The sequence below is a fragment of the Acinetobacter sp. FDAARGOS_558 genome (assembly GCF_003937785.1).
Classification (GTDB): domain Bacteria; phylum Pseudomonadota; class Gammaproteobacteria; order Pseudomonadales; family Moraxellaceae; genus Acinetobacter; species Acinetobacter baumannii.
Genome location: NZ_RKJH01000001.1, coordinates 2,359,411 through 2,383,930, shown reverse-complemented (window position 1 = coordinate 2,383,930; position 24,520 = coordinate 2,359,411). Strand labels below are relative to the sequence as shown.

Sequence of the window (24,520 nt, the reverse complement as noted above, 5' to 3'; positions counted from 1 at the left end):
TTTTATAAATATGCGCGCTCGACCGGTTCTTTTTCAGCCAAATAAAATTTTAAAAATAATTAAATAGCTGATTTATATGGTTAATTTATTTTTGAGAATTTTTGATTTTTATATCTACTATCTTTATAGGCTGTTTTGGTACGTTTTGATGCATGCCATAGTTTGATGTAGGAGCCTGAACTATACGGTCAACTACATCTATTCCTTTGACCACTTTACCAAAAACAGCATATCCGGGATTTCCTGGTGAACGGTTAAGAAAGTTATTGTCTGCAACATTTATAAAAAACTGGCTAGTTGCTGAATCAGGATTTGAAGTACGGGCCATCGCCAAAGTACCTCGTGTATTGGCAATACCATTTCCCGCTTCGTTTTTAATAGGTGCTCGTGTTGTCTTTTCCTGCATGTTCGCAGTCATTCCGCCACCTTGAGCCATAAATCCTGGAATGACACGGTGAAAGATGGTCTCTTTATAAAAACCAGATTTTATGTAGCCTTTAAAGTTATTCACACTCATTGGTGCTTTATCATCGTATAACTCTATTTCGATGTTGCCTAAATTTGTTTGCATCTCAACTAAGGTATTCGCCCACACTGAGTGACTACTTACTCCTAAACACAACAACATCAGTAATTTTTTCATATTGCCCTACAACAACTTTATAAATAATTAACCGTTAAATCTAATCGCCTACGGCAAACAATTCTAGTGAGTATTTATTAATAGCTTTATATAGCTTTTATATTAATCCACGTTCCACGTGAAACATGGATTAATCAGCTTACTTAACTATTTTTATCCCAAAACTTTCTAAAGTTTTTACTAATTTCGATCGTATAACGTTTTGCTTTTCTAGAAATCGGAGTCAGGTTAATAAAGCCATGAGTCTGATCCGGAAATTCTTCATAATACATTTTCACGCCATTTTGTCTTAACTTATGACTATATATTTTAGCTTCATCATGTAAAACATCATGCCCCGCTGTAATCACAAAAGCGGGCGGGTTTTTCTTTAGATTGCCATAGGTAGGTGAAATTATTGGATCATCAAGTTCTACATTATGATGCGTTGCATAATATTGTGTGACATAGTCAATATCAGTATTTGTTAAGACTAGCCCTTCGTTATAAGCATAAAATGAAGGATGTCTGCTTTTGAAGTCGACTGTAGGATAAATCAATAATTGTGCCTGCGGAGCATAAGCTTTATTTACTGATCTTTGCGCCACGACAGTACTAATATTTCCGCCAGCGCTATCCCCTGCGACAGCAATTCTACTTTTTAATATTTTTAATTGTCTGCGGTTTTGATAAACCCAAGCTAATGCATCTTCACATGATTGAATTAAATGTTGTGGTGAAACTTCAGGTGCTAAAGGATAGTCGATACTGAGCACCTGTACTTTTGCATATTTTGCTAATAAGCGACAAACCTCATCATGAGTATCCAAACCACCTACAACAAAACCACCTCCATGATAGAACACGATTAAGGGCAGTTTTTTATTAGGGGCAGGATGATAATGCCTAGCAAAGATAGTCCCGCTTTGTAGGGGTAAGCGAATATCTTCTACTAACTCAATATCAGTTGGTTTTTGGCGTATGGCCTGCATTTGTGCATCGAATGCTCTTCTTGATTCAATTGGGTCTGAACCAATAAATCCCACTCTCCCCTGTTTAATTTGCACAGCCATCATGCATTTCGTAAATGAATCGAGATCTGGATATTGATAAGAGTATCCTAAAATTTTAGCGAGAGACTCTTGAGCTAGTCGAGGTAACCTATCGAGTGCTCGAGCAGCAGGACCTTGCCCCTTATCTAGCAATGTTTGAATTTTTTGATTAAATGCTGTCATGCCTGTCTCCTTGAATCCCTCTTATCCTTCATATTTTCTACAGAATTCTTTGTTGTTTGACTATATTCGCATACAACTCATGCAATCAAGATACAAAGGTAAAAACCAATCTACGCTAATCTGATTTATAGCAAATGTCATTAACAAATCTGTCGTTTAAAACAGGACTTTTTTGCCAATTATTGTTAACAGACAAAAAGAGGTACTGCTATGTCAGCAAAACTAGTTGTTACTTTGTTAGCAACCAGTCTTTTAACTGTAGGCTGTGTTGCTTATACAGATGATCCTTATTATCGCGGTGGTTATGGTTACCATGATCATGATGACGATCGTTATGACCGTAACGATGGACGTCGATATAGTGAGTGGGAACGCAAACGTTGGGAAGAGCGTAAAAGATTATATGAACAACAACGCAAAGATATTCGTGAACAGCAAAAGGACCGTCGTGAATGGGAAAAACGACATCGTGAATGGGAGAAGAAACGCTTAGAAGACCGAGATCATGATCATAGAGATTATCGTCATGATGACTAAACATACTACTTCTATATAAAAAGCCCCAAAGCAATAAGTCTCTTGGGGCTTTTTTGAGGAATATAAACTCTCTCTAATTTATAGAAAAATGAGTAGCAGCTCATTTCATATATGTATCGGCATCTTGAACATATACGTTCTATAAACTCATATCTCTTATTTTTAGCAGCAAATTACTGAGCAGTTGCAGAACCTGAAACTGAACCAGAAGCGCCAGCATCAACTTGACCTGGTTGAGCTTGACCAGAAACACCTGCATCTACACCAACACCAGCTTGTACGCCAGATGGGCTAGCACTTGTTTGAGCAGAACCAGAAGCGTTTAAACCAGCTTCTGATGCACAACCAACAGCTGTAAATGCAACACCAGCAAGTACTACAGAGATAAGACCTAATTTTTTCATGATAGCTTTCCTTTCATTACGACAAACATTTAAATGCAAAGTTCATCTTCGCGCTGCCTATAATTCACAATTTTTTTTCTCAACGTGCGTATCATTGGTTGTCTTTTGTAGTAATAGCGGTACAAATTCTGCAATTTTTTATTAAAATTACTTTCTTAAATCAACTATATTATTTTATAAATGAAACTATAGATAAGCACTTGTTTAATTTTATCAATTTTTAATTTTTTCTCTATTTGACAGATATATTCAAAATATTTCCCTTTATAGAAACGCAATACAAGTTGCGTAGATTGTTACAGAGCTTTTTGACTTTTAAAATTGATTTTTCTGTAAGAAAGCCGTGAATTGTCACGGCTTTCTTGAAAGTTAATATGGCTTAAACGCTAGATTATGGCCACTGCATTTCACCTTTTACCACTTTAGCGCCGAGCTCTAAGCTATCAACACTTTGAAGCGTTGGGTATTGCTTCTGCATGAGCTTGCTCAGCTCAGTAGCATTTTTAGTTGCTTTAGCTGCTTTTTCATAACTATTTAAATAGTTAATCGAAAAGTTAACAGCATCTAAACCTTGTGGAGCTCCCTCAACCATATGAGCAGGTACAACAATTTTAGGTTGTAGTGCTTTGATGCTTTCTAAAGATTGAATGACTTCCACACGATCTTTGGTTTTAGGTGTATCTGCCATCCATAAATGAATACCTGAAGATACCGGAATACCACCCACAACTGCTTTTGCAGAAGGAACCCATAAATAAGTAAGCTCTTTTTTACCTTTAATCTCGATTGACTCATTCTCAAGTTTTAAAGTTTTAGCAGTGTAAGCTTGAGGCACAATAATCTGGCTAGGTGCATTTGCACCCATTTGTGGCCCCCAATATTTAACTTTAAGCGCTTGAGTATCCTGAATATGCTTTACTGTTTCCGGCGTAGCAATAATCTGTACATTCGGGAAATACTGTTTAAATACATCTAAGCCGAAATAATAATCCGGGTCGCCATAGCTTACGAAAATAGTTTTTAATGTTTTACCGCTATCGAGAATATTTGCAGCAATACGCAATGCTTCAGATTTTGAGAATTGTGCATTAACCAGTAAAACTTCTTTGTCGCCTTCTATTAAGGTTGAGGTGACACCAAAGTGCTCTGGTTTAGCCAGAAAACTCTGAATTTTCAGATCTTGAGCAAGAGCTGACTGAGCCATAGTTAATGCCGTAGCAGTAGCAAGTGCGGAAGCGGTTAATTTAAATAATTTCATTAGGTATTCTCCTGTTTCATGAAGAACACTTTAAATTGCAATTTATGTAAGATAAACGCACTAATTTAAGATAAACTGTTGCATATATTGTAATAATAGCTAGACATATGGATACTTTAAAAGCCATTCAGGTCTTTGTTTCTATTGCACAACACGGTAATTTAACTAAAGCCGCAGAGCATCTTAATTATTCTCGTGCAATGGTTTCGCGTTATCTTGAGCACCTTGAACATACGTTCTCAACTCGACTATTTCAGAGAAATACCCGAAAAATATCTCTTACACCCGCAGGTGAAAAAGCCCTGCTCTACTGCGAAAATATTTTACAGCAGCAACAACTTTTACAAGAACTCGCAGCGCCTGAACAACACAACGGTACAATCCGTTTTACATGCGGATTATTTCTATTTGAACTTGGGGTTGCGGAATGTATTCGGCAATTTAAGAGACAGCACCCTCATATTCAGTTTGATGTATACCTGACTGAAAGCACGATGGATCTTATAGATGCACAAGTGGACTTGGCACTACGCATTACTCAAAAAGTCGCAGATGGTTTAATTGCACGGCCAGTTTGTCAAATTGAATCCGTTTTCTGTGCTCATCCTGATTATTTAAAACAGCACAGTCCCCTACTCCATCCTCGTCAACTCATTCAACACGAATGTATTGCACATCATAGCCAGCATCAATTCTGGACACTTTTTGATAATGAACAACAACCTCAGAACTATCCTTTAAATGTCACTTTTAAAAGTAATGATGTGAATGCACTTTACGACATGTGCTTACATGCACAGGGAGTTGCAATGTTGCCTACATTATTAGTTGAGAGAGATTTAAAAGAAAAACGCTTAAAAGCTTTATTTAAAAATTTTACGGCTCCGGAGTTAAGCTTGTCGGTCGTGTATGCTTCTAGACAACATTTACCCCGGATTACTCAAGAATTTATAGCTTTTATGATCGAAAATTTAGATTTTTACTTAAAACCGCAAAATTAAAAGCTTTAAATTGCCGTGTACGCTTGAATTTTTAGGCAATGCCCATACTTCATCCCTATTAATGAATTACAGCATATGCATGGCAGTTCAGGTTTTACACAGTAAATACTGATGCCAAAAAGGACTGTACATGTTTAAAAACCCATTTAAACGGAGATCATCAATGGCTAATGAGCAAAACGAGCAAGCTCAAGACATTCAAAATGAGCAAGTTGAGCAATCTAACGAGCAAACTCAGGCTGAAGGTGCAGAGCAAGCAAACGACGTTACCGTTGAATCTTTACAAGCGCAAATCACTAAACTAGAAGAAAATCTTAAGCTTGAAAAAGCTCGTACTGCCAATGCAGTTTACGAAGCACAAAAAAGTGTAGAGCGTATTCAGCGTGAGTCTGAGAAGCATAAAGAGACTGTGCTTGAGAAATTTGCAAAAGAATTGTTGGACTCTGTCGACAATTTAGAACGCGCAATTCAGGCAGCTGGCGATGAAGAAACGCCTGTACTTGAAGGTGTTAAGTTAACCTTAAAGTCACTTTTAACGACTCTTGAGAAATTTGGCGTTGTAGAAGCTGATACTCAAAATGGTTTCAACGCAGATTTACACCAAGCTGTTGGCATTGATCCAAATGCAAAAGCAAATGAAATCGGTACCGTTTTACAAAAAGGCTATACCTTAAATGGCCGCTTATTGCGCCCTGCTATGGTTATGGTTGGTCAATAAAATGAGCAAAAGCAAAGCATCTCTTTGCTAAAAGCCCAAGAATTTGAGAGTTTTTTGATTTTTTTTCATAAAAATGCTTGAAAAAAACCGATTGACTCTCATATCGAATAACAAGCAAAAACATTGCAACAGAATTTTAGAGGAACACACCAAATGGCAAAAATTATTGGTATTGACTTAGGTACTACCAACTCATGTGTTGCTGTACTTGAAGGCGATAAAGTAAAAGTAATCGAAAACGCAGAAGGCGCACGTACAACTCCATCGATCATTGCATATAAAGATGGCGAGATCTTAGTGGGCCAAAGCGCTAAGCGTCAGGCAGTAACAAACCCTAAAAATACATTATTCGCGATCAAGCGTTTAATTGGTCGTCGTTATGAAGATCAAGCAGTACAAAAAGACATCGGTCTTGTACCTTATAAAATCATCAAAGCAGACAACGGTGATGCTTGGGTTGAAGTAAACGATAAAAAACTAGCACCTCAACAGATCTCTGCTGAAATCTTGAAAAAGATGAAAAAAACTGCAGAAGATTATTTAGGTGAAACAGTAACTGAAGCGGTAATTACCGTTCCTGCTTACTTTAACGATGCTCAACGTCAAGCAACTAAAGATGCGGGTAAAATCGCTGGTTTAGATGTTAAACGTATCATTAACGAACCAACTGCTGCTGCACTTGCGTTCGGTATGGACAAAAAAGAAGGCGACCGTAAAGTTGCAGTTTACGACTTAGGTGGTGGTACATTCGACGTATCTATCATTGAAATCGCGGACCTTGATGGCGACCAACAAATTGAAGTGTTATCAACTAACGGTGATACTTTCCTTGGTGGTGAAGACTTCGATAACGCGTTAATTGAATACTTGGTTGAAGAATTCAAGAAAGAACAAAACGTAAACTTGAAAAACGATCCACTTGCGTTACAACGTTTGAAAGAAGCTGCTGAAAAAGCAAAAATCGAGCTTTCTTCTTCGAATGCAACTGAAATCAACCTTCCATACATCACTGCTGATGCGACTGGTCCTAAACACTTAGTGATCAACGTAACTCGTGCAAAACTTGAAGGTTTAGTTGCTGATTTAGTTGCTCGTACTATCGAACCTTGTAAGATTGCTCTTAAAGATGCTGGTCTTTCGACTTCTGACATCTCTGACGTCATCTTAGTTGGTGGTCAGTCTCGTATGCCACTTGTACAACAAAAAGTACAAGAATTCTTCGGTAGAGAGCCACGTAAAGACGTGAACCCTGACGAAGCAGTTGCAATCGGTGCTGCAATTCAAGGTGCTGTATTGTCTGGTGACAAGAACGACGTATTGCTTCTTGACGTAACACCATTAACTTTAGGTATTGAAACAATGGGTGGTGTATTAACACCAATCATTGAGAAAAACACAACGATTCCTGCGAAGAAATCACAAGTGTTCTCTACTGCTGCTGATAACCAACCAGCGGTAGATATTTCAGTTTACCAAGGTGAACGTAAGATGGCTCAACAAAACAAATTGTTGGGTAACTTCCAGTTAGGTGACATCCCACCTGCTCCACGTGGTGTGCCACAAATTGAAGTATCTTTCGATATTAACGCTGACGGTATCTTGAAAGTGTCTGCAAAAGACAAGAGCACTGGTAAAGAGCAATCGATCCAGATTAAGGCAAACTCAGGTTTATCTGATGCTGAAATCGAAGCGATGATTAAAGATGCAGAAGCAAATGCTGAAGAAGACCGTAAGTTTGAAGAACTTGCAAAAGCTCGTAACGAAGCTGATGCATTAATTTCAAGCTCAAACAAAGCTGTTAAAGATCTTGGTGACAAAGTAACTGAAGATGAAAAAACAGCGGTAAATACAGCAGTTTCTGAACTTGAAGCAGCAACAAAAGAAAATGATGTTGAAGCAATCAAAGCGAAAACTGAAGCTTTACAAAACATCTTAATGCCGATCACTCAACGTGCTTATGAACAAGCACAACAAGCTGGCGGTGCTGAAGGTTTCGATCCAAATGCATTCCAAGGTGGTGATGCTGGTCAACAAAAAGCAGACGATGGCGTTGTAGATGCTGAGTTCACTGAAGTAAAAGATGACAAAAAATAATTTGTCTCTTTAAAAAAGACCGCGCGAAAGCGCGGTTTTTTTATTATTTACAAAAAGTAACAATAATATTTTTTATATATTTCCATGAACTTAATAGGCATAATAGTCAATTATAAAAATTAACTATTTATTATTTATAGATATTTTAAAAAATTAAAATCACTGTTATGAAATCCATTAATTTTTCCATTAATGCCAAACACATGCATTTATTTATTCTCTTTCTTTAGCAATTTCACAAAACAATCGCTATCTCTGGTCATTTTTATCACTTTGACGAATAAGGATTACATCCTAACAATAAGAATTTATTTATATTTTTATTTTTGCCATGAAAAAATTTCTATGGTGGGGAATAAGTTTATACTTCAGTATAAGCTTACAGGTAGCTGCTTTTGCTCAAAACAATTTATCAAATATTTCTTTTAATCAGCCTTTAAAATATAGGATTGATTATATAGATCCACGTTTTGAATTAACGAAAGAACAATTTATTCAAATTGGTAAAGAAGCAGCTGAAATTTGGCAAAAAGAAACTGGGAAAACCTATTTTATTTATGATTCTCAAGCAGAGCTTACTATTAATTTAGTATTGGACAACCAACAAGCTACTAAAAATGAAAGAAAAAATAGTATAAATGAGCTATTAAAGCAGCAGGAAGAATGGAGAGAGAAAAATAAAGCTATTCTTTTATTTAAACAACAAATTGATCAGGAAACCTCTCTTTTGAATAAAGAAAAAGAGAATCTTAATTATAAATTCGAACAATATCAAAAAGATGTATCTCTTTTTAATCAAGGAAACTATGGGCAATTTACTCAAAGCAGTTTAAACAAACGCCAAGCTGAGTTAAGCCAGCTTTCGTTAGAATTACAAACAAAGTTTTCTCAACATAGCAATAAAATAGAAATGCTTAATAGACAAATTAAGCAAATAAATCAACAACAAAGCCTGCTTAATCAATCTATTGAGCAATTTAATTTGAGCACGACTTCTGGCTCAAAGACTTTTCATAAAGGCTTGTTTAGTCAAAACCAAATTCAGATTTATGGCTTTACTTCATTCGATGATTTGCGCCTAACACTTGCTCATGAGTTTGGACATGCATTAGGTTTAAAACATACCGATGATCCTAAATCTTTGATGTATCCTCTTTTAAGAGAGCAGGATATTCATAACTTCAAATTAACAAATTCAGATTTAGATCTATTGGCTACATTATATGGTTCAAATGACGAAAATCATTAAAACTAACTGATTAAATAAACTAAATAAAATAAAAACTATTCAATTTTTACTAAAAAATAATTTGGCATTTGGTAAAAAATAATGAGACGAAAGTCTCATTATTTTGTCGAAATTGTATATTTTTTGATTGATTTTTCATTTTATATTCTTATAATACGTTTTTTTTCAAATCTCCCCCCTTTGATTATGCGTTTAACTTCTTTGTTATTAGGCATGGCCTTTGCTTTTTCTAATTTTCAGGCTAATGCTAATCTTGCGACTCCCCTACACACCCAAGTTCAGCAAAAAAATGTTCAACATTTGACATATAAAATTGCTGAAGTTGACCCTCGTTTTGGTTTAAGTCAAGAGCAATTGATCCAGATTACACAGCAAGCTGCTGATATTTGGAAAGAAGGTACAGGTAAAAATTACTTTACTTATGACCCAAATGCAAAGTTAGAAATTCGTCTTGTATACGATGACAGCCAAAATCGTTCAGCAGAGCGTCAAAAAATCGCTTCTCAGTTCAAACAAGACCAACAACGTGTAATTGATGAGCAACAACAAATTAAACAGTTGAAGCAAAATTTAAGTCAAACTCAATCGGATCTTGAAAATAAAAAACAGATCTTAAATGAGAAATTGAAGAATTTTGATCAACAGATGATGCAGTTTAAGGAAGGAAAATTAGCACCTGAATACACTGCAAAATCACTTTCGAAAACTCAGAAAGATTTACAGAAACAGACAGTTGCTTTAAAGAAAGATATCGCTGCTTATAATCAGCAAGCTGCAGACTTAAATAAAAAGGTTACTCACTTTAACCAGATTAATGATGAATTCAATCAATCATTAAATCAGTTTAAGCAAAATGCCCAAGCTGATGTATTTAAGAAAGGTATTTATAACGGTAAACAAATCATGATCTATGAATATAGTTCTATTGATGATTTACGTTTAACAATTGCTCATGAATTAGGCCATGCACTTGGCTTAAAACATAGTGATCAACCGGGTGCTTTAATGTACTCAGTTCGAAAAGATAGCGATAAAAAAAGTAATATTTTAACTGATGCTGATCGTGATCTATTAAGCGCTTTACCTCAATAATTAGATACTGAACTCATACGATGTATCTATTTTATAAATAGATACAACGAAATTCATGTCAAAGTCATGTTATTGTGGTTATAAGAGCCGTCTAAAATAGAATGGAGATCAAGATGAGTTATTATCATATCCTGATTGAAGTAAACGATCACATTAGTACGATTGAGCAAACTCGAGATATCGAACTATTTGATATTATTGAACTTAAACCTTATCTTCATTCTATTTTATTACCTTACTTCAATGAGCAAGAAATTGAGCTTGAAGATGAAAATATTGAATATAAAGATATTTTACATCTGGAAGTTAAGCAGACATTATTGCCTATCGAGCACCTAATTGAAGAAGAACAAAAGCAGCTACCAAGTGATACAGATGTCACAATTACTGCTTATGAAATCTTTAATGACCGTGATTTAAGCCAAGATGTTACCTCAGTTATTTTTGATATATTGGAAGCAGTTAAGCTAGATCAATCTATAGTTTAGCTGTTTAATAAAAAAGGTCTGCATATGCAGACCTTTTTTATTTAATATTTTATTGCATCATTTTTCGTGCTTGTTCTTGGCGGAATGCACGTAAAATTTGTTGCCCTGCCCGTCCTGTTGGATTTAAACCTAAACGGGTTTGCTCCTGACGAATAGCAACACGGGTTTTATCGCCAATCAATCCATCAACAGCACCAATATCATAACCACGATTAATCAAAAATTGCTGAATTTCACGACGCTCTGCACGTGAAGTACCAGGATCATCAGTTGGCCAAGAGCTAACAAATGGACCTGCTCCTCTTAAGCGATCAGACAAATGTGCAATTGCAAGCCCGTAACTTTCCGCAGCGTTGTAACTATAAATAGCATCAAAATTCTTAAATACTAAAAATACTGGTCCACTTGGTCCTGCTGGAGCCATTAAACCGGCTGGCGTACTACCAGACAAAGGACCTTGTATTAGTGGCGAACCATCAATCCGTGTTACTCCTCGCGCACTCCAACTGCTTAATGGTTTTTTCGAGCGTCGTCCTTCTCCATCAATTGACATGCCTGCTGGAATTTGAACTTCAAAACCCCAAGGCATACCCGTCTGCCAACCTGCTTTATTCAAGAAATTAGCCGTTGATGCCAATGCATCTGCAGTACTCGATACTAAATCGCGTCGGCCATCTCCATCAAAATCAACCGCTAAGCGTTCATAAGTTGATGGCATAAATTGAGTATGACCAAATGCTCCTGCCCATGAACCTTTAAGTTGATCTTCGGTTAAGTCACCACGCTGTAAAATACGCATTGTGGCAAAAAACTCAGTACGGAAATAACTTTGCCGGCGCCCTTCACAACTTAAAGTCCCAAGCGCTTGTAATAAAGGATATTTTCCAGAGATATCACCAAAATTACTTTCAACGCCCCATACTGCCACAATGGTTTCCGCAGGCACACCATACACTTGAGAAGCACGATTTAAAACATCACGGTGTTGTGCAAGTTTTTGTTTTCCAAGAGCAACACGTTCTTCATCTACCAGACCAGACAAATAATCCCAAATCGGTGTCGAAAACTCTGGTTGGTAATTTAACTTATCAATCACCGAGTAATCTGGTGTTAAATTTTGCGTATAGCGATCATAAGTGCTACCTGAAACACCAGCAGCAATAGCCTGTGAACGTAAATTTGCCAAACAGCTCTGGAAATTATTATTAGGCGTATAAGTATCACTATTCGTTACTGGAACAGTCGCATTACTAGATATTGTAGAACCATTAATTACCAGCTCTGCTTGAGCCTGGGTCATCGCCAAAAATACAGACCCAACAATACAAGAAAAACGTCGCATATTATCCTAGTTCAATTTTTAAATTTAAATTTGTAAGTACCATACCATTATGGACTCAAATTTTTCAGAGAGAAATCGTAAATTTGAATTCATAATTACTTCTTTAAATTCATTTCCAGAGTTTTAAATTCAAATTTCCCCTCTATTTTTGAATTTAAAACTTTCCTCACAAGATGAATTAATTTCTAAATTCAAAATCTGCCCTCTAATTTAAATTCAAAAACTTCATTTTAAATTTAAAAATCCAAGCCCCATCCACTTGTGGATAACTTATAAAACCACACACCTAAAGCACCTTACACACTATATTCTTTATGCTTTTCATAACTCTTGTGAAGTACAAACCCTTGGCTACCCATGAATATACGTTTTAAATTTAAAAGTCAGGCGCAGTTTTGAATTCAAAATATCATTCAGACGACATATATCTTTTTAAATTCAAAACAAACACAAACTGGAGTACCGGATTTAAATTCAAACTTTAAGTATTGGGGATAACTTATTTTAAATTCAAAAACTCTCAAAGCAACTTATTTCATTTTTAAATTCAAAATTAGGACCTATATTTAAATTCAAAAGCTCAACAAAAGTTATCCACAGTGAGCAAATAACAGGATTTTAATATTTTTTTAAATTTAAAAGACAAAAAAAGCGATCCGAAGATCGCTTTTTAGAAAATTTAACTTATTTAAATGATCATATCATCTGTTAAAGCGAGTGGTTCTGGCAAAATTTTCGCTAACTGACGGCATAAATTCGTCAATTCATTACTATCCACAGGCATTAAAGTGATATGGCCTAATTTACGGCCAGCACGTTCTGACTTGTTATAAAGATGCAGATGAGCACCATTTAAGGCAAGTACATCCTCAGTTTTAGGATGTTGACCAATAATATTGATCATAACCGTTGGGCGAATAACTTCTGTTGAGCCTAATGGTAATCCTGCAACAGCTCGAATATGGTTTTCAAACTGAGAACAAACCGCGCCTTCAATTGACCAGTGGCCTGAGTTATGCACACGCGGTGCCATCTCATTTGCACACAAGCCTTGTTCTGTCACAAATAGCTCGAGAGTTAGCACACCTACATAGTTGAGATGATTTAACAAACGCGTAATGTAGTCTTGAGCAACAGGTTGTAGAGCTTCACTATTCGGTGCAGGTACGATTGAGTGCGACAAAATACCGTTGTGATGGTGGTTTTCAGCCAATGGCCAAGTCTTCACTTCACCATTTTGACCACGTACTGCAATAATCGAAACTTCGCGAGAAAATTTCACAAAACTTTCAGCCACTAAGCTTTTTGCAGGACCAAGCTCTGCCCAAGCTGTATCAATTTGGTCTTCTGAACGAAGTACAAACTGACCTTTACCGTCATACCCGCCAGTTGCAGTCTTAAGTACAATTGGTAAACCAAGCTCAGCAACAGCTTTTTTCAAGCTTTCTAGGCTATCTACAGCACGATACGGCGCAACAGGAATCGCAAGTTCATCAAACAATGCTTTTTCTGACAACCGATTTTGCGCAGTTGCTAAAGCAATACGGGGAGGGTGCAGTGTTTTAGTTTGTGTTAACACATCTACATCTGCAACAGGTGTATTTTCAAACTCAAGACTGAAAACATCAGCGCTTTCAATAAACTGCTTTAAACCTTGTTCATCTTGACTAGAAAAAACTTGGCCTAAAACACCTGCTGGACAATCTGTATTTGCTTCAAAAAAAGTACATTGAATATTTAATGGTAAAGCTGCTTGCGCCATCATACGGCCCAATTGCCCACCACCAAAAATACCGATAGTTTTATCCATTTCAGCCTCTTAAACCTGTCCCGGAATATTGTTGCTTGCAACTTTATCAGTTTGTGCAGCACGGAAATCTGCAACATTTTTTGCGATTTCAGGACGAGTTAAACCCAAGATTTGAGCAGCCATAATCGCAGCATTGGTCGCACCAGCCGGACCAATTGCCAAAGTACCTACAGCGATACCTGCTGGCATTTGTACAATTGAAAGTAATGAATCTACGCCATTTAAAATTGATGATTTAACTGGTACACCCAACACAGGTAAATCAGTTTTTGCCGCACACATACCTGGTAAATGCGCAGCTCCACCAGCGCCTGCAATAATCACTTGAATACCACGATCACGCGCAGTTTCTGCATATTCAAACAAACGGTCCGGAGTACGGTGAGCAGATACCACTTCCGCTTCAAATGGGACACCAAGTTGTTTAAGCATATTGGCAGTATGTTCAAGCGTTGCCCAATCGGACTGGGAACCCATGATAATTCCGACTAAAGGTTGGGTATCTGTTGCGACCGCGTTCATTGGCATTTCCAAAGCGTAAAAATGGTAAAAACTCGACTTGTACCAAGCCAAGCATGAGAGAAAAAGATGAGGCCAATATTATAGCTGTTTTTTCACTCACCCCAAAGCCCAAGTTTATGTGGAAAAAGCATGATTCCGATGGATTTAACAACGATCTGTCTGAAAACCCAATTTCAGATAATTTTACTGGCTTCTAAATACAAAATAGACACAACCAAACAGGCATAACATAGCCCAAACATAGTCTAGCTTGAACGGCTGCTTAAATAGCAACACCATAAATGGAACAAATACAATAAGCGTGACAACTTCTTGGGTAATTTTCATTTCACCCAAAGTCCAACCTTGGTCACTCAAGAGTCGAGTTGCCGGAATCATAAAACTATATTCGAGCAGGGCAATAGCCCAACCGAATAAAATCGCTTGCCAGAATGGTGCGTGGTGCAAAAACTTAAGATGCCCGTACCATGCAAGTGTCATAAAACAGTTAGAAATAATTAACAGAACGAAAGCTAAAACCGTTGGGCTCAAAGGCACATCCTTCATCATCACGATGATGTAAGTATTAATATGGATCGAAAATATTATAAAAGATAAAACTGTAATTCAGCTTAAATCTAAAAAATAAAGCTGTACTTTTATGAACGCCTCAAACACATAGAACAACAACGAATTTTGACTATCTTTTCCAGTTGAGCCTTGCTATCGTTGCTGGCAAATTTATCAATAATGAAAACACAGTAATTCACATTAATACTGTGTACAAAAGCAGTGGAGAAGGCGAGCAATGCATCTGCATATCTTGGGTATTTGTGGCACTTTTATGGGCTCTTTAGCACTTTTAGCTCGTGATTTAGGACATAAGGTAACAGGTTCCGATTCAAACGTTTACCCGCCAATGTCTACCCAGTTAGAAAATGCAGGTATTGAACTCATGCAGGGCTATGACCGTAGCCATTTACAGCCTCATCCGGACTTGGTTATTGTCGGCAATGCCATGAAACGTGGTATAGATGCTGTCGAATACATGCTAAATGAAGGTCTGCCATATATTTCTGGTCCACAGTTCCTTGCTGATCACGTTTTACAAGGTAAACATGTGCTTGGTGTGGCGGGTACTCATGGAAAAACAACTACGACAACCATGCTCGCTTGGGTACTTGATCAGGCGGGTTTAAACCCGGGCTTTTTAATTGGCGGTGTTCCACTTGGTTTTAGTGAAAGCGCTCGTTTAGGCGGTGGCAAATACTTTGTGGTTGAAGCCGACGAATATGACTCAGCTTTCTTCGATAAACGTTCTAAGTTTGTTCATTATCATCCAAAAACGGCGATTTTAAATAACCTTGAATTTGACCATGCCGATATTTTTGATGACCTAGCAGCGATTCAAAAGCAATTCCATCATCTGGTTCGTACTATTCCAAGTGAAGGCCGTATTATTGCGCCAATTACTGAAACACATATTGATGAAGTACTTGAAATGGGTTGCTGGACACCAGTGATTCGTACAAGTTTAGAAGCAAATGAAAAAGCGGCTTTGTCTGCCGAATTAATTTCAATTGATGGCAGCCATTTTAAAGTACTCGAAAATGGCAATGTTGTTGGCGAAGTAAAATGGAGCATGACAGGGCAGCATAGCGTAGCGAATGCATTGGCAACGATTGCAGCCGCTCAGCATGTAGGCGTTTCGCTTGAAAAGGCATGTGAAGCTTTGTCTAACTTTGGCGGTGTAAAACGCCGTATGGAGTTACTCGGCACGATCAATGGTATTGAGGTTTATGATGACTTCGCTCACCATCCCACAGCAATCGACACGACTTTAGATGGCGCACGTAAACGTTTAGGCGAACGTCGTTTATGGGCCATTATTGAGCCACGTTCAAATACCATGCGCATGGGTAGCCATAAAGATGGCTTGGCACATTCTGCACGTTTAGCAGACGAAGTGATCTGGTATCAGCCAGAAGGCCTAGATTGGGATTTACAACCTGTGATTGAAGCTGCGACTAACCATGCCCAAGTCAGCCGTTCACTTGATGAAATTATTGAACGTATTGTCAATGAAGCAGGTGAGGGTGATGCCGTTGTAATTATGTCGAATGGTGGTTTTGGTGGCTTACATCAAAAACTTATGAGCGCATTAAAAGCAAAAGCTGCTTAACTTTCGCTCCAGATGATTCAATAAAAAACGGGTTTCAAATTGAAACCCGTTTTTTAGTTTAATTATTTTTTAAACCTGTTTTGGCTCTATATTTTCCATAAATTTATTCGAGATGAATAAACGTAACGTATAGACAATACCCATCGCAAACACGCTATATCCCACGTTATTACAAATAAACGGAATACATAAAATAATGAGTGCAGTAATAGGATAAAACCATTTAGTAATTCCAGATAAGCACTGAAACTCGTAAAGTATCCATATGCAGCTGGTATAAAGCACCACACTCACCGCGACAATTACACCCATGTATAAATCAGAAATATGGGCATGGTGGGTGGTAACATCCACAGCAGCAGCAAGGGCAGCACCTACGGCAGCAACACTCACAAAAACAAAATAATGGCCATATCCCCAAACAAACGGACGTACACCTTTAACATGATGATGCTGTTCACTGCGGTCAAAGTAAGCCCACCACATTGCAAACATCAACATTAATCCGCCAATCATTAAAAAAACAGCCGAAATATTAATAGATTGAGCCGCAAGCGCATCACGAATGGCATTAAAGCTACCTACGATGGATTCCCCTAAAACGATAATAGTAAGAAGGGCATAGCGCTCTACAATATGGTGAGGATGCCACGGCGTAGGCGAATATTTTTCTGCATAGATAGGAACAAATAACTCGACCACAACCAGAAGTAAAAATAAAGGAATTGAAAGGGCATGAGCAAAGTTAGCAACAAGCCAACCAATTTGTACCAATACGATACCTACGGCATAACGATACGCCGTAATTCGCCGTTCAGGGTCATGTTTTGCGGCTCTTAGCCACTGGGTGACTAAAGCCAAACGCATAATCACATAGCCGACAATAATGATGTCAAAATCCTGACTATGGAACACATCAGGAATACCTGCGGCCATGACTAATGACCCTACAATCTGTACAAAGGTAAGACACCGATACAATGCATCGTCATTATCGTAAGCCGAAGCAAACCATGAAAAATTCATCCATGCCCACCACAGCGCAAAAAATACCATCAGATAACTTGGTAATGCATGCCATAGATGATTTTCAATAATTGCATGATGTAGCTGCTGACCCGCTGTTGCAATCGCGACCACAAAAATTAAATCGAATAATAATTCGAGGGGAGTTGCTGCTCTATGCGGCTGTTCTGGATCTCTTGGAGATAGGGGCCTCAAACTTAATTTTTTCTGTTTTTCTTGAGTAGTCATAAAATAACGTTCTCGAATAAAGTGCCAACACGTTAACACTTTAATATTAACGCCCCGAACACGCATTAAAAATTATCTAGCCTTACTGTCTATTATTTACTCACAAATAAACTATATTTCATTTTTGTGACAATTCTTTATCAAGACCTTAAGCTTAATTCTTTATCATAGCTCACGTTTTTGTTCTTGTTTGGAATATGAATGTCTTTAGAAACACTCAACCTTAGCTTATTCCATGTCATTAATGGGGCTCAGGATGCGAGTCAATTTATCATTCGTCTTGCTATCTTTTTTGCTAATGATCTCCTCTATATTCTTTTATTCATACTTACATTTTTATGGTTTTATGGCGATCAAGATTTAAAAAATAGGGTCATTAAATCTGTCTTTCTAACCTGTGTATCGCTTTTAGTCGGTTACGTTATTTCTCTGTTTTACCATCACCCAAGACCGTTTGTGATGGGTGTGGGCACCACCTTTATTGAACATGCACCAACAGCGTCTTTTCCAAGTAATCATATGCTGATTTTTAGCACCATAGCCCTGTCTTATTTGTTTGCTCAGCGCAAAATGATTGGAATTATTCTTTTATTTTTGTCATTTGTGGTGGCGTGGTCACGTATTTATTTAGGTGTGCATTTCCCTTTAGATATGTTGGGTGCTTTTATTGTCGCGTTACTGGTCAACACAGCCGGTTATTACTTCTGGAATATTTATGGTACACCTTTAACAGCATTCTTTATTCACCTTTACCAGATTATATGCAAACCGCTTTTAGACCGTGGTTTGATTAAATAACCTCTAGAGCTTTTATGTAGTAAAACCACCACATGAAGTTCAGTTGCGCAATACAAAAAAATCTGCCATTCTATGTGGACTTGGATAAGTTTTATCCAAAAAAGAATTTAGTTTGACAAGGGGAGTAGCCTCCTCCAAACATAACAGCAATGTTATGTGTCAGATATCGTCAATACACTTTTATTAAAAAGTCGGTATCTGAGCATCGTGAAATTCATGGTGTAGGCAAGACCTTGATCATGTTGATACAGATGTTTAATTCATCTGGCAACTGGTCGAGGTTTTTTTATGCCCAATTGCCGGATGTATGGAGGATTTATGGAAACAATCGGCAATTTATGGCTGTACGTAGCATTCTTTGGCATAGTCATTGTCATGCTTCTGATTGACTTCTTGGGCTTTAAGCAAAAACAAGGTCAAGATGTCTCAATTAAGCAAGCTGCTTACTGGAGCGTGGCGTGGGTAAGCGTTGCAGCCTTATTTGGTGGTGGTTTATGGCTTTACCTACAACAAACAGTTGGGGTGACCTTAGCAAACCAAAAAACCATGGAATACTTTGCAGGTTACTTACTCGAAAAGTCCCTCGCAATTGACAACGTTTTCGTCTGGTTAATGATTTTCGCAGCGTTTGCTATACCGGCTGCGCTACAACGTAAAATTTTACTCTACGGCGTATTAGGCGCAATCGTACTGCGTACCCTCTTTATTTTTATTGGTGCATGGTTCGTTCAAGAGTTTTCTTGGGTACTTTATATCTTCGGCGCGTTCTTGGTATATACAGGCTTTAAGTTCTTAAAAGGCCAAGAAGAAGAAACCAACATTGAAGATATCAAGCTTTTAAAATGGTTACGTAACCATATGCGTATTACACCGCAGCTTGAAGGTGACAAATTTTTTGTACGCCAAAACGGTTTATTGTGGGCAACGCCGTTATTTCTAGTTTTGATTTTGGTTGAAGCTTCAGACGTGATTTTCGCAGTAGACTCTATTCCTGCTATTTTCGCGGTAACTAGCGACCCGTTTATTGTTTTAACGGCGAACTTAATGGCAATTTTAGGTTTACGCGCAATGTTCTTTTTACTTGCTGGCGCTGCGACTAAATTGCATTACTTGCCATACGGCTTAGGCATTATCTTATTGTTCATTGGTGCAAAAATGTTATTGCTTGATGTATTCCACATGCCAATCTGGATCTCATTAAGCTTTATCGTCATAGTGTTAGCAATCACTGCTTACCTCTCTTTACGACACAACAAAAAGCAATTGCAGTCCTAATTCATCACAACAAGGCATCTACATGTAAGATGCCTTGTTATCTAAATCTTCAAAAGAGACTGTACTTTAAAAAAACAGGTTAATATCATATGCCAACCTAAAATTTATCTTTCCTAATCAGAAACATAATAGATAACAGCTAATCGGTATTTTATGCCGAATATATTTATTAAAATGTGTGGAGTCTCATGCGTTCTAAAAAAATTAATCTTGTCGTTGTCCCGTTATTACTCACGGCATGTAGCCATAATGATGGTCCTTTAGTACAAGACGTATATAACAACCAATATGACTGTGCTCGCGACTGGAATAATGAAACATGTAAACAAGAAAATAGCTCAAGTGGACATGGTTCTAGCTATGTTGGAAGCCACTATTTAGGGCCTGCGTATTATCAAAATAATCGGGAAGTTTCTTATCACGGAAATACCTTACATCCTTACAGCAATTTGAGTGTAGGCCGACCAGTTATCTCAAGTACGGCGAAAAGCGCGTCTTCTTCATCCCCAATACGTGGGGGGTTTGGTCGTAGTGGTTTCTCTTTCGGCGGCTAAGTCTTTAGGCATTCACTTAATATGAAAAGAAAAATATTTACTCCACGACCAGACTGGCAAGTGGAGCATCAAAATATTGGTTTTGATTATTTTAATTTACCTTCTCTCGATGGCTCAATTTACTGGTCTGAAGGGGTTGCGTATGAGTTTACTCTTAAACAGATTGAACAACTCGAAGATGCGGCAAATGAACTGCATCAGATGTGTTTATCGGTAGTAGGAGACCTCATTCAACGAGGAAACTATCCTGCTTACTTTCAAATTCCAGAAACAGCCATAAACCATATTGAACATTCATGGAAACAAAATGCTCCGATGCTGTATGGCCGCTTTGATTTCGCTTACGATGGGCGAAATATCAAAATGCTGGAATATAACGCCGACACACCGACTGGCTTACTTGAAGCTTCTGTCGCACAGTGGCTGTGGATAGAACAAGTCTCGGGCATTGCAAACCGAGACCAGTTCAATAGTATTCATGAAGACCTGATTAAACGCTGGAAGACAATTTTACCGCGTGGTAGCCATGTGCATTTTGCTGCCTGTCAGGAAGCTGGAAGGGAAGACTGGGGCAATCTCGAGTATTTGATGGATACCGCTTACCAAGCTCATCTACAAGTTTCCGAGCTTTCTATGGAGAACATAGGTTGGAACGGGCAAGATTTTGTTGATCTCCATAATCAGCCCATTCAAAACATATTTAAACTTTATCCATGGGAATGGATCTGGGAAGAAGCATTTTCTCAATATATCCACCCACAAACACAGTGGATTGAACCTTGCTGGAAAATGCTACTTTCAAATAAAGCGATTCTGGTTGAGCTTTGGAAGTGTTATCCCAATCATCCATTATTGATCGAAACCCATACCTATGACTCGCAACAAAGTTTGTCTGGCAAATGGGTGAAAAAGCCGATTTTGGCAAGGGAAGGGGCCAATATTCGGGTTTTACAAGACGGCCATGACCAAGGCGCGGCTTCTGGTAGCTTTTATTTTGATGACTATGACAAATATGGTTATGTCGTACAGAAATGGGTAGATACCCCATTATTTTCAGGACAACTACCTACTCTTGGTTTATGGATGGTTGGACATCAATGTGCAGGCATGTCTATTCGTGAAGATTGTTATGACATCATTGGTAATGACGCCCACTTTGCAGCACATTATTTTGTCGAGTAATAAGCGAATAGAGATTTAAAAAAGCACTGTTTAGGTGCTTTTTTATTGTGCCTTCGACGCAGTCAATCAGTGCATTTTAAATATATAGCGAATAATCAATGTTCGCTTTTAAAGCTAAATTAGAACAAAAATTCAAAAATATAATGATTTAACTCTATGTATTTTAAATTTTTTATTCTGGTTTACTTTCTTAAAATTCAATATTGGCAAGCTCTTTGCATCTCCTAAAAAGAAAAAAGCCTAGATTTTAGGGGCTCGTCAGAGCCCTGATTTTTTTAAGGAGTGATGCCATGAATGTGATTCCAACTTTAACTCCCCTTGCCATGCCGTGTAACAGCAGTTTTGAAGCAAAAGATTGGGAAATTTTATCGAGCCATTGGTATCCGGTTGCGCGTATTCAAGATGTCTCTACTGCACCTCAACGAGTCAAGCTACTAGACGTCAATATGGCGTTATACAAAACAGAAAGTGGCGAAATTCATCTGGTTCGAGATATTTGCCCACATCGTGGCGTGCCTTTAACCAAAGGTTGGGTCGATGGTGAGGAGATTGTTTGTCCTTATCACGGTCTACGCTATAACACTGAAGGGAAATGTACTCAAATACCAGCTCAGCCCGAACTAACTAAAATTTCTGATCGTTTTTCTCTGACCAAATTTCCGGTTGTGCAAAGATATGGCCTCATTTGGACCAGTATTCATGGTCGTGATATTGCTAAAGCCAATATTCCTGTATTAGATACATGGGATGATGCAGAGCATCAAGCGATTTTGCCACCTTTTGTGGATATTGGTGGTTCTAGTGGTCGTCAGCTTGAAGGGTTTATTGATGTCGCTCATTTTGCATGGGTGCATCACAACGCCTTTGCGAATCGTGATAATCCCATCGTCCCAAAATATCACACTGAACGTACTAACTATGGCTTAAAAACGGTCTATATCAGCAATGTCAGTAATTATCCGCATGAACTAAAACATCTCGAACCAGAAGGCTTTTTGTGGAAGCGTACCTTTGAGGTTTATCCACCATTTTCTGCCGTACTTACTGTCGATTTTCCAGAAGGTGGGATCTTAAAAATTTTAAATGCCTGTTGTCCTATCTCAAGTAATAAAACCCGTTTATTTGTTCCACTCACACGTAACTTTGACCAAACAGGTGATTTAGAAAAGGTATATGCATTTAATGCGCAAATTTTTGCCGAAGACCAAGATATGGTCGAATCACAAAAGCCAGAAGAACTGCCGCTTGATCTAATGATGGAAGCACATTTTGAAGCAGACCGTTCATCAACGACTTATCGACGGATTTTGGCTGAATGGGGACTAAGTAAACGTTATACCGTTTAAATCTTGGCTAACTGGGGTACAATCAATTGAAAAAAGTGAAAATATATAGGCTTTCCATGTCATTGATCGCAAATACCACCGTTGTGCGTGGTCGTTTTTTAGATATTCAACAAACTGTCTCTGAGCCAACTGATATTCCAAATCAAATACGTTATTTGGAAGATGGTGTATTGATTAGTGAACATGGAAAGATCAAATGGTTTGGTGCATGGGAAGACGCTCAACAGCATCTACCTGCTGGAGTTGAGATTCAACATTATCCAGAACAATTGATTGTACCCGGCTTTATTGATACCCATATTCACTTTCCGCAAACCGAAATGGTGGGAGCTTACGGCGAGCAACTTTTAAGCTGGCTTAATACTTATACTTTCCCAACTGAAATCCAGTTTCAAGACAAAACATATGCAAGCGAAATTGCCCAGTTCTTTGTTAAGGAACTCTTAAAACACGGGACAACCACGGCCCTCGTTTTCTGTACAGTTCATCCCGAGTCTGTTGATGCCTTATTTGAAGCCGCAGAGCGCGTTCAGATGCGTTTAATTGCTGGCAAGGTACTTATGGACCGTAATGCTCCGGAAGCGCTGTGTGACACGCCAGAAACGGCTTACAGCGACACTAAAGCACTCATTGAAAAATGGCATGGTAAGGGCCGTGCTCTGTATGCGATTACGCCACGATTTGCGCCGACTTCTACACCTGAGCAATTAGAAAGAGTAGGGCAGTTAAAACAAGAATTTCCGGATGTGTATGTCCATACGCATTTAAGTGAAAACAAAGATGAAATTGCTTGGGTGAAATCTTTATTTCCGGAACAAGCGGGCTATCTAGATGTTTATCAACATTATGGTCTGACTGGTAAGCGTTCTGTGTTTGCGCATTGCGTTCATTTAGAAGATGAAGAATGGCAATGTATGCATGATACACAATCGGCTATCGCATTTTGCCCAACTTCAAACCTGTTCTTAGGCAGTGGTTTATTTCCATTGAAAAAAACTTGGGAAAAACAAGTGAAAGTAGGCTTAGGGACAGATATTGGGGCTGGCACATCGTTTAGCTTACTGCAAACTGTTAACGAGGCTTATAAGGTTCAGCAGTTACAAGGTGATAAACTCTCAGCTTATGAAGCGCTTTATCATGCAACCCTAGGCGGAGCAAAAGCACTCGATTTGCAGGATCAGTTAGGCAACTTCAACGTCGGTAAAGAAGCAGACTTTGTGGTACTAAACTTAAAGCCAACAGCATTACAGGAACTTCGCCAGTCTAAATCTAAATCTGTTGAAGATTCACTGTTTGCATTATTCACTTTAGGTGATGACCGTAATATTGAAGCGACTTATATTTATGGAAACCGTGCTTATCAAAAAGAAACAGCCAAATAAAAAAGGTATTGTTAAGTTTTTGTTATTATTTGGAATATGTGCTATTGCGTTAAAGCGTGATCGACATATTCCGCAAAATGATAAAATTTCACAGCCATCAAAGGGTGCATGAAACGTCATTTTGCTTTAAAATTTTACCATTAACTCAGATTTTCGAGGTGTTGCTGGTCAACACCTTTTTTATTTTTTCTTTTAT

General features: G+C 38.0%; 22 protein-coding genes and 1 pseudogene. 14 read left to right on the top strand and 9 right to left on the bottom strand.

All coding sequences use genetic code 11. From position 1 onward, the window contains the following. Positions 1 to 85: 85 nt before the first annotated feature. Together EGT34_RS11490 and EGT34_RS11485 are read right to left on the bottom strand one after the other, a co-directional pair. On the bottom strand, positions 86 to 643 hold the full coding sequence (locus tag EGT34_RS11490; RefSeq protein WP_002020154.1) for a peptidylprolyl isomerase: 558 nt from the start codon (positions 641 to 643) through the stop codon (positions 86 to 88). A gap of 143 nt (positions 644 to 786) precedes the next feature. Next, positions 787 to 1,857 carry an alpha/beta hydrolase gene (locus EGT34_RS11485; protein ID WP_000123590.1) on the bottom strand — a complete coding sequence of 357 codons (1,071 nt, stop codon included), beginning with the start codon at positions 1,855 to 1,857 and terminating at the stop codon, positions 787 to 789. Between the two features lie 210 nt (positions 1,858 to 2,067). On the opposite strand from EGT34_RS11485, the gene EGT34_RS11480 reads away from it, so the two are divergent. Then, positions 2,068 to 2,394 (top strand): hypothetical protein, encoded by a 327-nt coding sequence (locus EGT34_RS11480; RefSeq protein ID WP_001274778.1) that lies wholly within the window; start codon positions 2,068 to 2,070, stop codon positions 2,392 to 2,394. 173 nt (positions 2,395 to 2,567) lie between these two features. Here EGT34_RS11480 and EGT34_RS11475 read toward each other — a convergent pair whose 3' ends face one another. Beyond that, positions 2,568 to 2,798, bottom strand: coding sequence for a hypothetical protein (locus EGT34_RS11475; protein WP_000733015.1), 231 nt, complete (start codon positions 2,796 to 2,798; stop codon positions 2,568 to 2,570). Between the two features lie 391 nt (positions 2,799 to 3,189). Then, a complete protein-coding gene (locus EGT34_RS11470) occupies positions 3,190 to 4,056 on the bottom strand; it encodes an MBL fold metallo-hydrolase (RefSeq protein ID WP_000765244.1) in 867 nt (288 codons plus the stop codon). A gap of 107 nt (positions 4,057 to 4,163) precedes the next feature. Here EGT34_RS11470 and EGT34_RS11465 point away from each other — a divergent pair. The 6 genes and pseudogenes from EGT34_RS11465 (at position 4,164) to EGT34_RS11440 (ending at position 10,698) form a co-directional block, all read left to right on the top strand. Next, positions 4,164 to 5,092 (top strand): annotated as a pseudogene (locus EGT34_RS11465) (LysR family transcriptional regulator). 128 nt (positions 5,093 to 5,220) lie between these two features. Beyond that, positions 5,221 to 5,775: a nucleotide exchange factor GrpE gene (gene grpE, locus EGT34_RS11460; protein ID WP_001262786.1), complete on the top strand. Its 555-nt coding sequence runs from the start codon at positions 5,221 to 5,223 to the stop codon at positions 5,773 to 5,775. Between the two features lie 153 nt (positions 5,776 to 5,928). Then, positions 5,929 to 7,869: a molecular chaperone DnaK gene (dnaK, locus tag EGT34_RS11455; RefSeq protein WP_001062605.1), complete on the top strand. Its 1,941-nt coding sequence runs from the start codon at positions 5,929 to 5,931 to the stop codon at positions 7,867 to 7,869. Positions 7,870 to 8,200: 331 nt separating this feature from the next. Next, on the top strand, positions 8,201 to 9,118 hold the full coding sequence (locus EGT34_RS11450) for a matrixin family metalloprotease (protein ID WP_024437380.1): 918 nt from the start codon (positions 8,201 to 8,203) through the stop codon (positions 9,116 to 9,118). Positions 9,119 to 9,199: 81 nt separating this feature from the next. Beyond that, a complete protein-coding gene (locus EGT34_RS11445; protein WP_001253214.1) occupies positions 9,200 to 10,210 on the top strand; it encodes a M57 family metalloprotease in 1,011 nt (336 codons plus the stop codon). A gap of 101 nt (positions 10,211 to 10,311) precedes the next feature. Beyond that, on the top strand, positions 10,312 to 10,698 hold the full coding sequence (locus EGT34_RS11440) for a hypothetical protein (protein ID WP_001985173.1): 387 nt from the start codon (positions 10,312 to 10,314) through the stop codon (positions 10,696 to 10,698). 49 nt (positions 10,699 to 10,747) lie between these two features. Here EGT34_RS11440 and EGT34_RS11435 read toward each other — a convergent pair whose 3' ends face one another. The 4 genes from EGT34_RS11435 to EGT34_RS11415 all read right to left on the bottom strand — a co-directional run bounded on the left by EGT34_RS11435 (position 10,748) and on the right by EGT34_RS11415 (position 14,918). Beyond that, the gene (locus EGT34_RS11435) at positions 10,748 to 12,040 is read right to left on the bottom strand and encodes a lytic murein transglycosylase (protein WP_001252439.1); all 1,293 of its coding nucleotides are present in this window, start codon (positions 12,038 to 12,040) and stop codon (positions 10,748 to 10,750) included. Positions 12,041 to 12,728: 688 nt separating this feature from the next. Continuing rightward, on the bottom strand, positions 12,729 to 13,850 hold the full coding sequence (locus EGT34_RS11430) for a 5-(carboxyamino)imidazole ribonucleotide synthase (protein WP_024437379.1): 1,122 nt from the start codon (positions 13,848 to 13,850) through the stop codon (positions 12,729 to 12,731). Between the two features lie 9 nt (positions 13,851 to 13,859). Beyond that, positions 13,860 to 14,372 carry a 5-(carboxyamino)imidazole ribonucleotide mutase gene (purE, locus tag EGT34_RS11425; RefSeq protein ID WP_000994663.1) on the bottom strand — a complete coding sequence of 171 codons (513 nt, stop codon included), beginning with the start codon at positions 14,370 to 14,372 and terminating at the stop codon, positions 13,860 to 13,862. 183 nt (positions 14,373 to 14,555) lie between these two features. Beyond that, positions 14,556 to 14,918 (bottom strand): DMT family protein, encoded by a 363-nt coding sequence (locus tag EGT34_RS11415; RefSeq protein WP_085943970.1) that lies wholly within the window; start codon positions 14,916 to 14,918, stop codon positions 14,556 to 14,558. Between the two features lie 241 nt (positions 14,919 to 15,159). On the opposite strand from EGT34_RS11415, the gene mpl reads away from it, so the two are divergent. Continuing rightward, the gene (gene mpl / locus EGT34_RS11410) at positions 15,160 to 16,533 is read left to right on the top strand and encodes a UDP-N-acetylmuramate:L-alanyl-gamma-D-glutamyl-meso-diaminopimelate ligase (protein WP_000550105.1); all 1,374 of its coding nucleotides are present in this window, start codon (positions 15,160 to 15,162) and stop codon (positions 16,531 to 16,533) included. Positions 16,534 to 16,602: 69 nt separating this feature from the next. Here the strand turns inward: mpl and EGT34_RS11405 are convergent, their stop codons facing one another. Continuing rightward, positions 16,603 to 17,853 carry a low temperature requirement protein A gene (locus tag EGT34_RS11405; protein WP_001266014.1) on the bottom strand — a complete coding sequence of 417 codons (1,251 nt, stop codon included), beginning with the start codon at positions 17,851 to 17,853 and terminating at the stop codon, positions 16,603 to 16,605. Between the two features lie 135 nt (positions 17,854 to 17,988). On the opposite strand from EGT34_RS11405, the gene EGT34_RS11400 reads away from it, so the two are divergent. From EGT34_RS11400 to guaD, 6 genes are all read left to right on the top strand, one after another. Next, entirely contained in the window at positions 17,989 to 18,585 is a 597-nt protein-coding gene (locus EGT34_RS11400) for an undecaprenyl-diphosphatase (protein ID WP_000051337.1), read from the top strand. 318 nt (positions 18,586 to 18,903) lie between these two features. Continuing rightward, entirely contained in the window at positions 18,904 to 19,860 is a 957-nt protein-coding gene (locus tag EGT34_RS11395) for a TerC family protein (RefSeq protein ID WP_000447698.1), read from the top strand. Positions 19,861 to 20,048: 188 nt separating this feature from the next. Further along, entirely contained in the window at positions 20,049 to 20,414 is a 366-nt protein-coding gene (locus EGT34_RS11390) for a hypothetical protein (RefSeq protein ID WP_001256723.1), read from the top strand. 21 nt (positions 20,415 to 20,435) lie between these two features. After that, the gene (locus EGT34_RS11385; protein WP_000823194.1) at positions 20,436 to 21,596 is read left to right on the top strand and encodes a glutathionylspermidine synthase family protein; all 1,161 of its coding nucleotides are present in this window, start codon (positions 20,436 to 20,438) and stop codon (positions 21,594 to 21,596) included. 290 nt (positions 21,597 to 21,886) lie between these two features. Beyond that, positions 21,887 to 22,942 carry a Rieske 2Fe-2S domain-containing protein gene (locus tag EGT34_RS11380; protein WP_001100889.1) on the top strand — a complete coding sequence of 352 codons (1,056 nt, stop codon included), beginning with the start codon at positions 21,887 to 21,889 and terminating at the stop codon, positions 22,940 to 22,942. A gap of 56 nt (positions 22,943 to 22,998) precedes the next feature. After that, the gene (gene guaD / locus EGT34_RS11375) at positions 22,999 to 24,324 is read left to right on the top strand and encodes a guanine deaminase (RefSeq protein WP_000052276.1); all 1,326 of its coding nucleotides are present in this window, start codon (positions 22,999 to 23,001) and stop codon (positions 24,322 to 24,324) included. Positions 24,325 to 24,520 lie beyond the last annotated feature (196 nt).

Coding starts and splice junctions, on each gene's coding strand:
- EGT34_RS11435 (WP_001252439.1), bottom strand. CDS start 12,040: ATGCGACGTTTTTCTTGTATTGTTGGGTCTGTATTTTTGGCGATGACC.
- EGT34_RS11445 (WP_001253214.1), top strand. CDS start 9,200: ATGAGACGAAAGTCTCATTATTTTGTCGAAATTGTATATTTTTTGATT.
- EGT34_RS11485 (WP_000123590.1), bottom strand. CDS start 1,857: ATGACAGCATTTAATCAAAAAATTCAAACATTGCTAGATAAGGGGCAA.
- EGT34_RS11385 (WP_000823194.1), top strand. CDS start 20,436: ATGAAAAGAAAAATATTTACTCCACGACCAGACTGGCAAGTGGAGCAT.
- dnaK (WP_001062605.1), top strand. CDS start 5,929: ATGGCAAAAATTATTGGTATTGACTTAGGTACTACCAACTCATGTGTT.
- EGT34_RS11430 (WP_024437379.1), bottom strand. CDS start 13,850: ATGGATAAAACTATCGGTATTTTTGGTGGTGGGCAATTGGGCCGTATG.
- EGT34_RS11390 (WP_001256723.1), top strand. CDS start 20,049: ATGCGTTCTAAAAAAATTAATCTTGTCGTTGTCCCGTTATTACTCACG.
- EGT34_RS11450 (WP_024437380.1), top strand. CDS start 8,201: ATGAAAAAATTTCTATGGTGGGGAATAAGTTTATACTTCAGTATAAGC.
- mpl (WP_000550105.1), top strand. CDS start 15,160: ATGCATCTGCATATCTTGGGTATTTGTGGCACTTTTATGGGCTCTTTA.
- EGT34_RS11490 (WP_002020154.1), bottom strand. CDS start 643: ATGAAAAAATTACTGATGTTGTTGTGTTTAGGAGTAAGTAGTCACTCA.
- EGT34_RS11380 (WP_001100889.1), top strand. CDS start 21,887: ATGAATGTGATTCCAACTTTAACTCCCCTTGCCATGCCGTGTAACAGC.
- EGT34_RS11470 (WP_000765244.1), bottom strand. CDS start 4,056: ATGAAATTATTTAAATTAACCGCTTCCGCACTTGCTACTGCTACGGCA.
- EGT34_RS11395 (WP_000447698.1), top strand. CDS start 18,904: ATGGAAACAATCGGCAATTTATGGCTGTACGTAGCATTCTTTGGCATA.
- EGT34_RS11405 (WP_001266014.1), bottom strand. CDS start 17,853: ATGCGTGTTCGGGGCGTTAATATTAAAGTGTTAACGTGTTGGCACTTT.
- EGT34_RS11440 (WP_001985173.1), top strand. CDS start 10,312: ATGGAGATCAAGATGAGTTATTATCATATCCTGATTGAAGTAAACGAT.
- EGT34_RS11480 (WP_001274778.1), top strand. CDS start 2,068: ATGTCAGCAAAACTAGTTGTTACTTTGTTAGCAACCAGTCTTTTAACT.
- EGT34_RS11475 (WP_000733015.1), bottom strand. CDS start 2,798: ATGAAAAAATTAGGTCTTATCTCTGTAGTACTTGCTGGTGTTGCATTT.
- purE (WP_000994663.1), bottom strand. CDS start 14,372: ATGAACGCGGTCGCAACAGATACCCAACCTTTAGTCGGAATTATCATG.
- EGT34_RS11400 (WP_000051337.1), top strand. CDS start 17,989: ATGTCTTTAGAAACACTCAACCTTAGCTTATTCCATGTCATTAATGGG.
- grpE (WP_001262786.1), top strand. CDS start 5,221: ATGGCTAATGAGCAAAACGAGCAAGCTCAAGACATTCAAAATGAGCAA.
- EGT34_RS11415 (WP_085943970.1), bottom strand. CDS start 14,918: ATGAAGGATGTGCCTTTGAGCCCAACGGTTTTAGCTTTCGTTCTGTTA.
- guaD (WP_000052276.1), top strand. CDS start 22,999: ATGTCATTGATCGCAAATACCACCGTTGTGCGTGGTCGTTTTTTAGAT.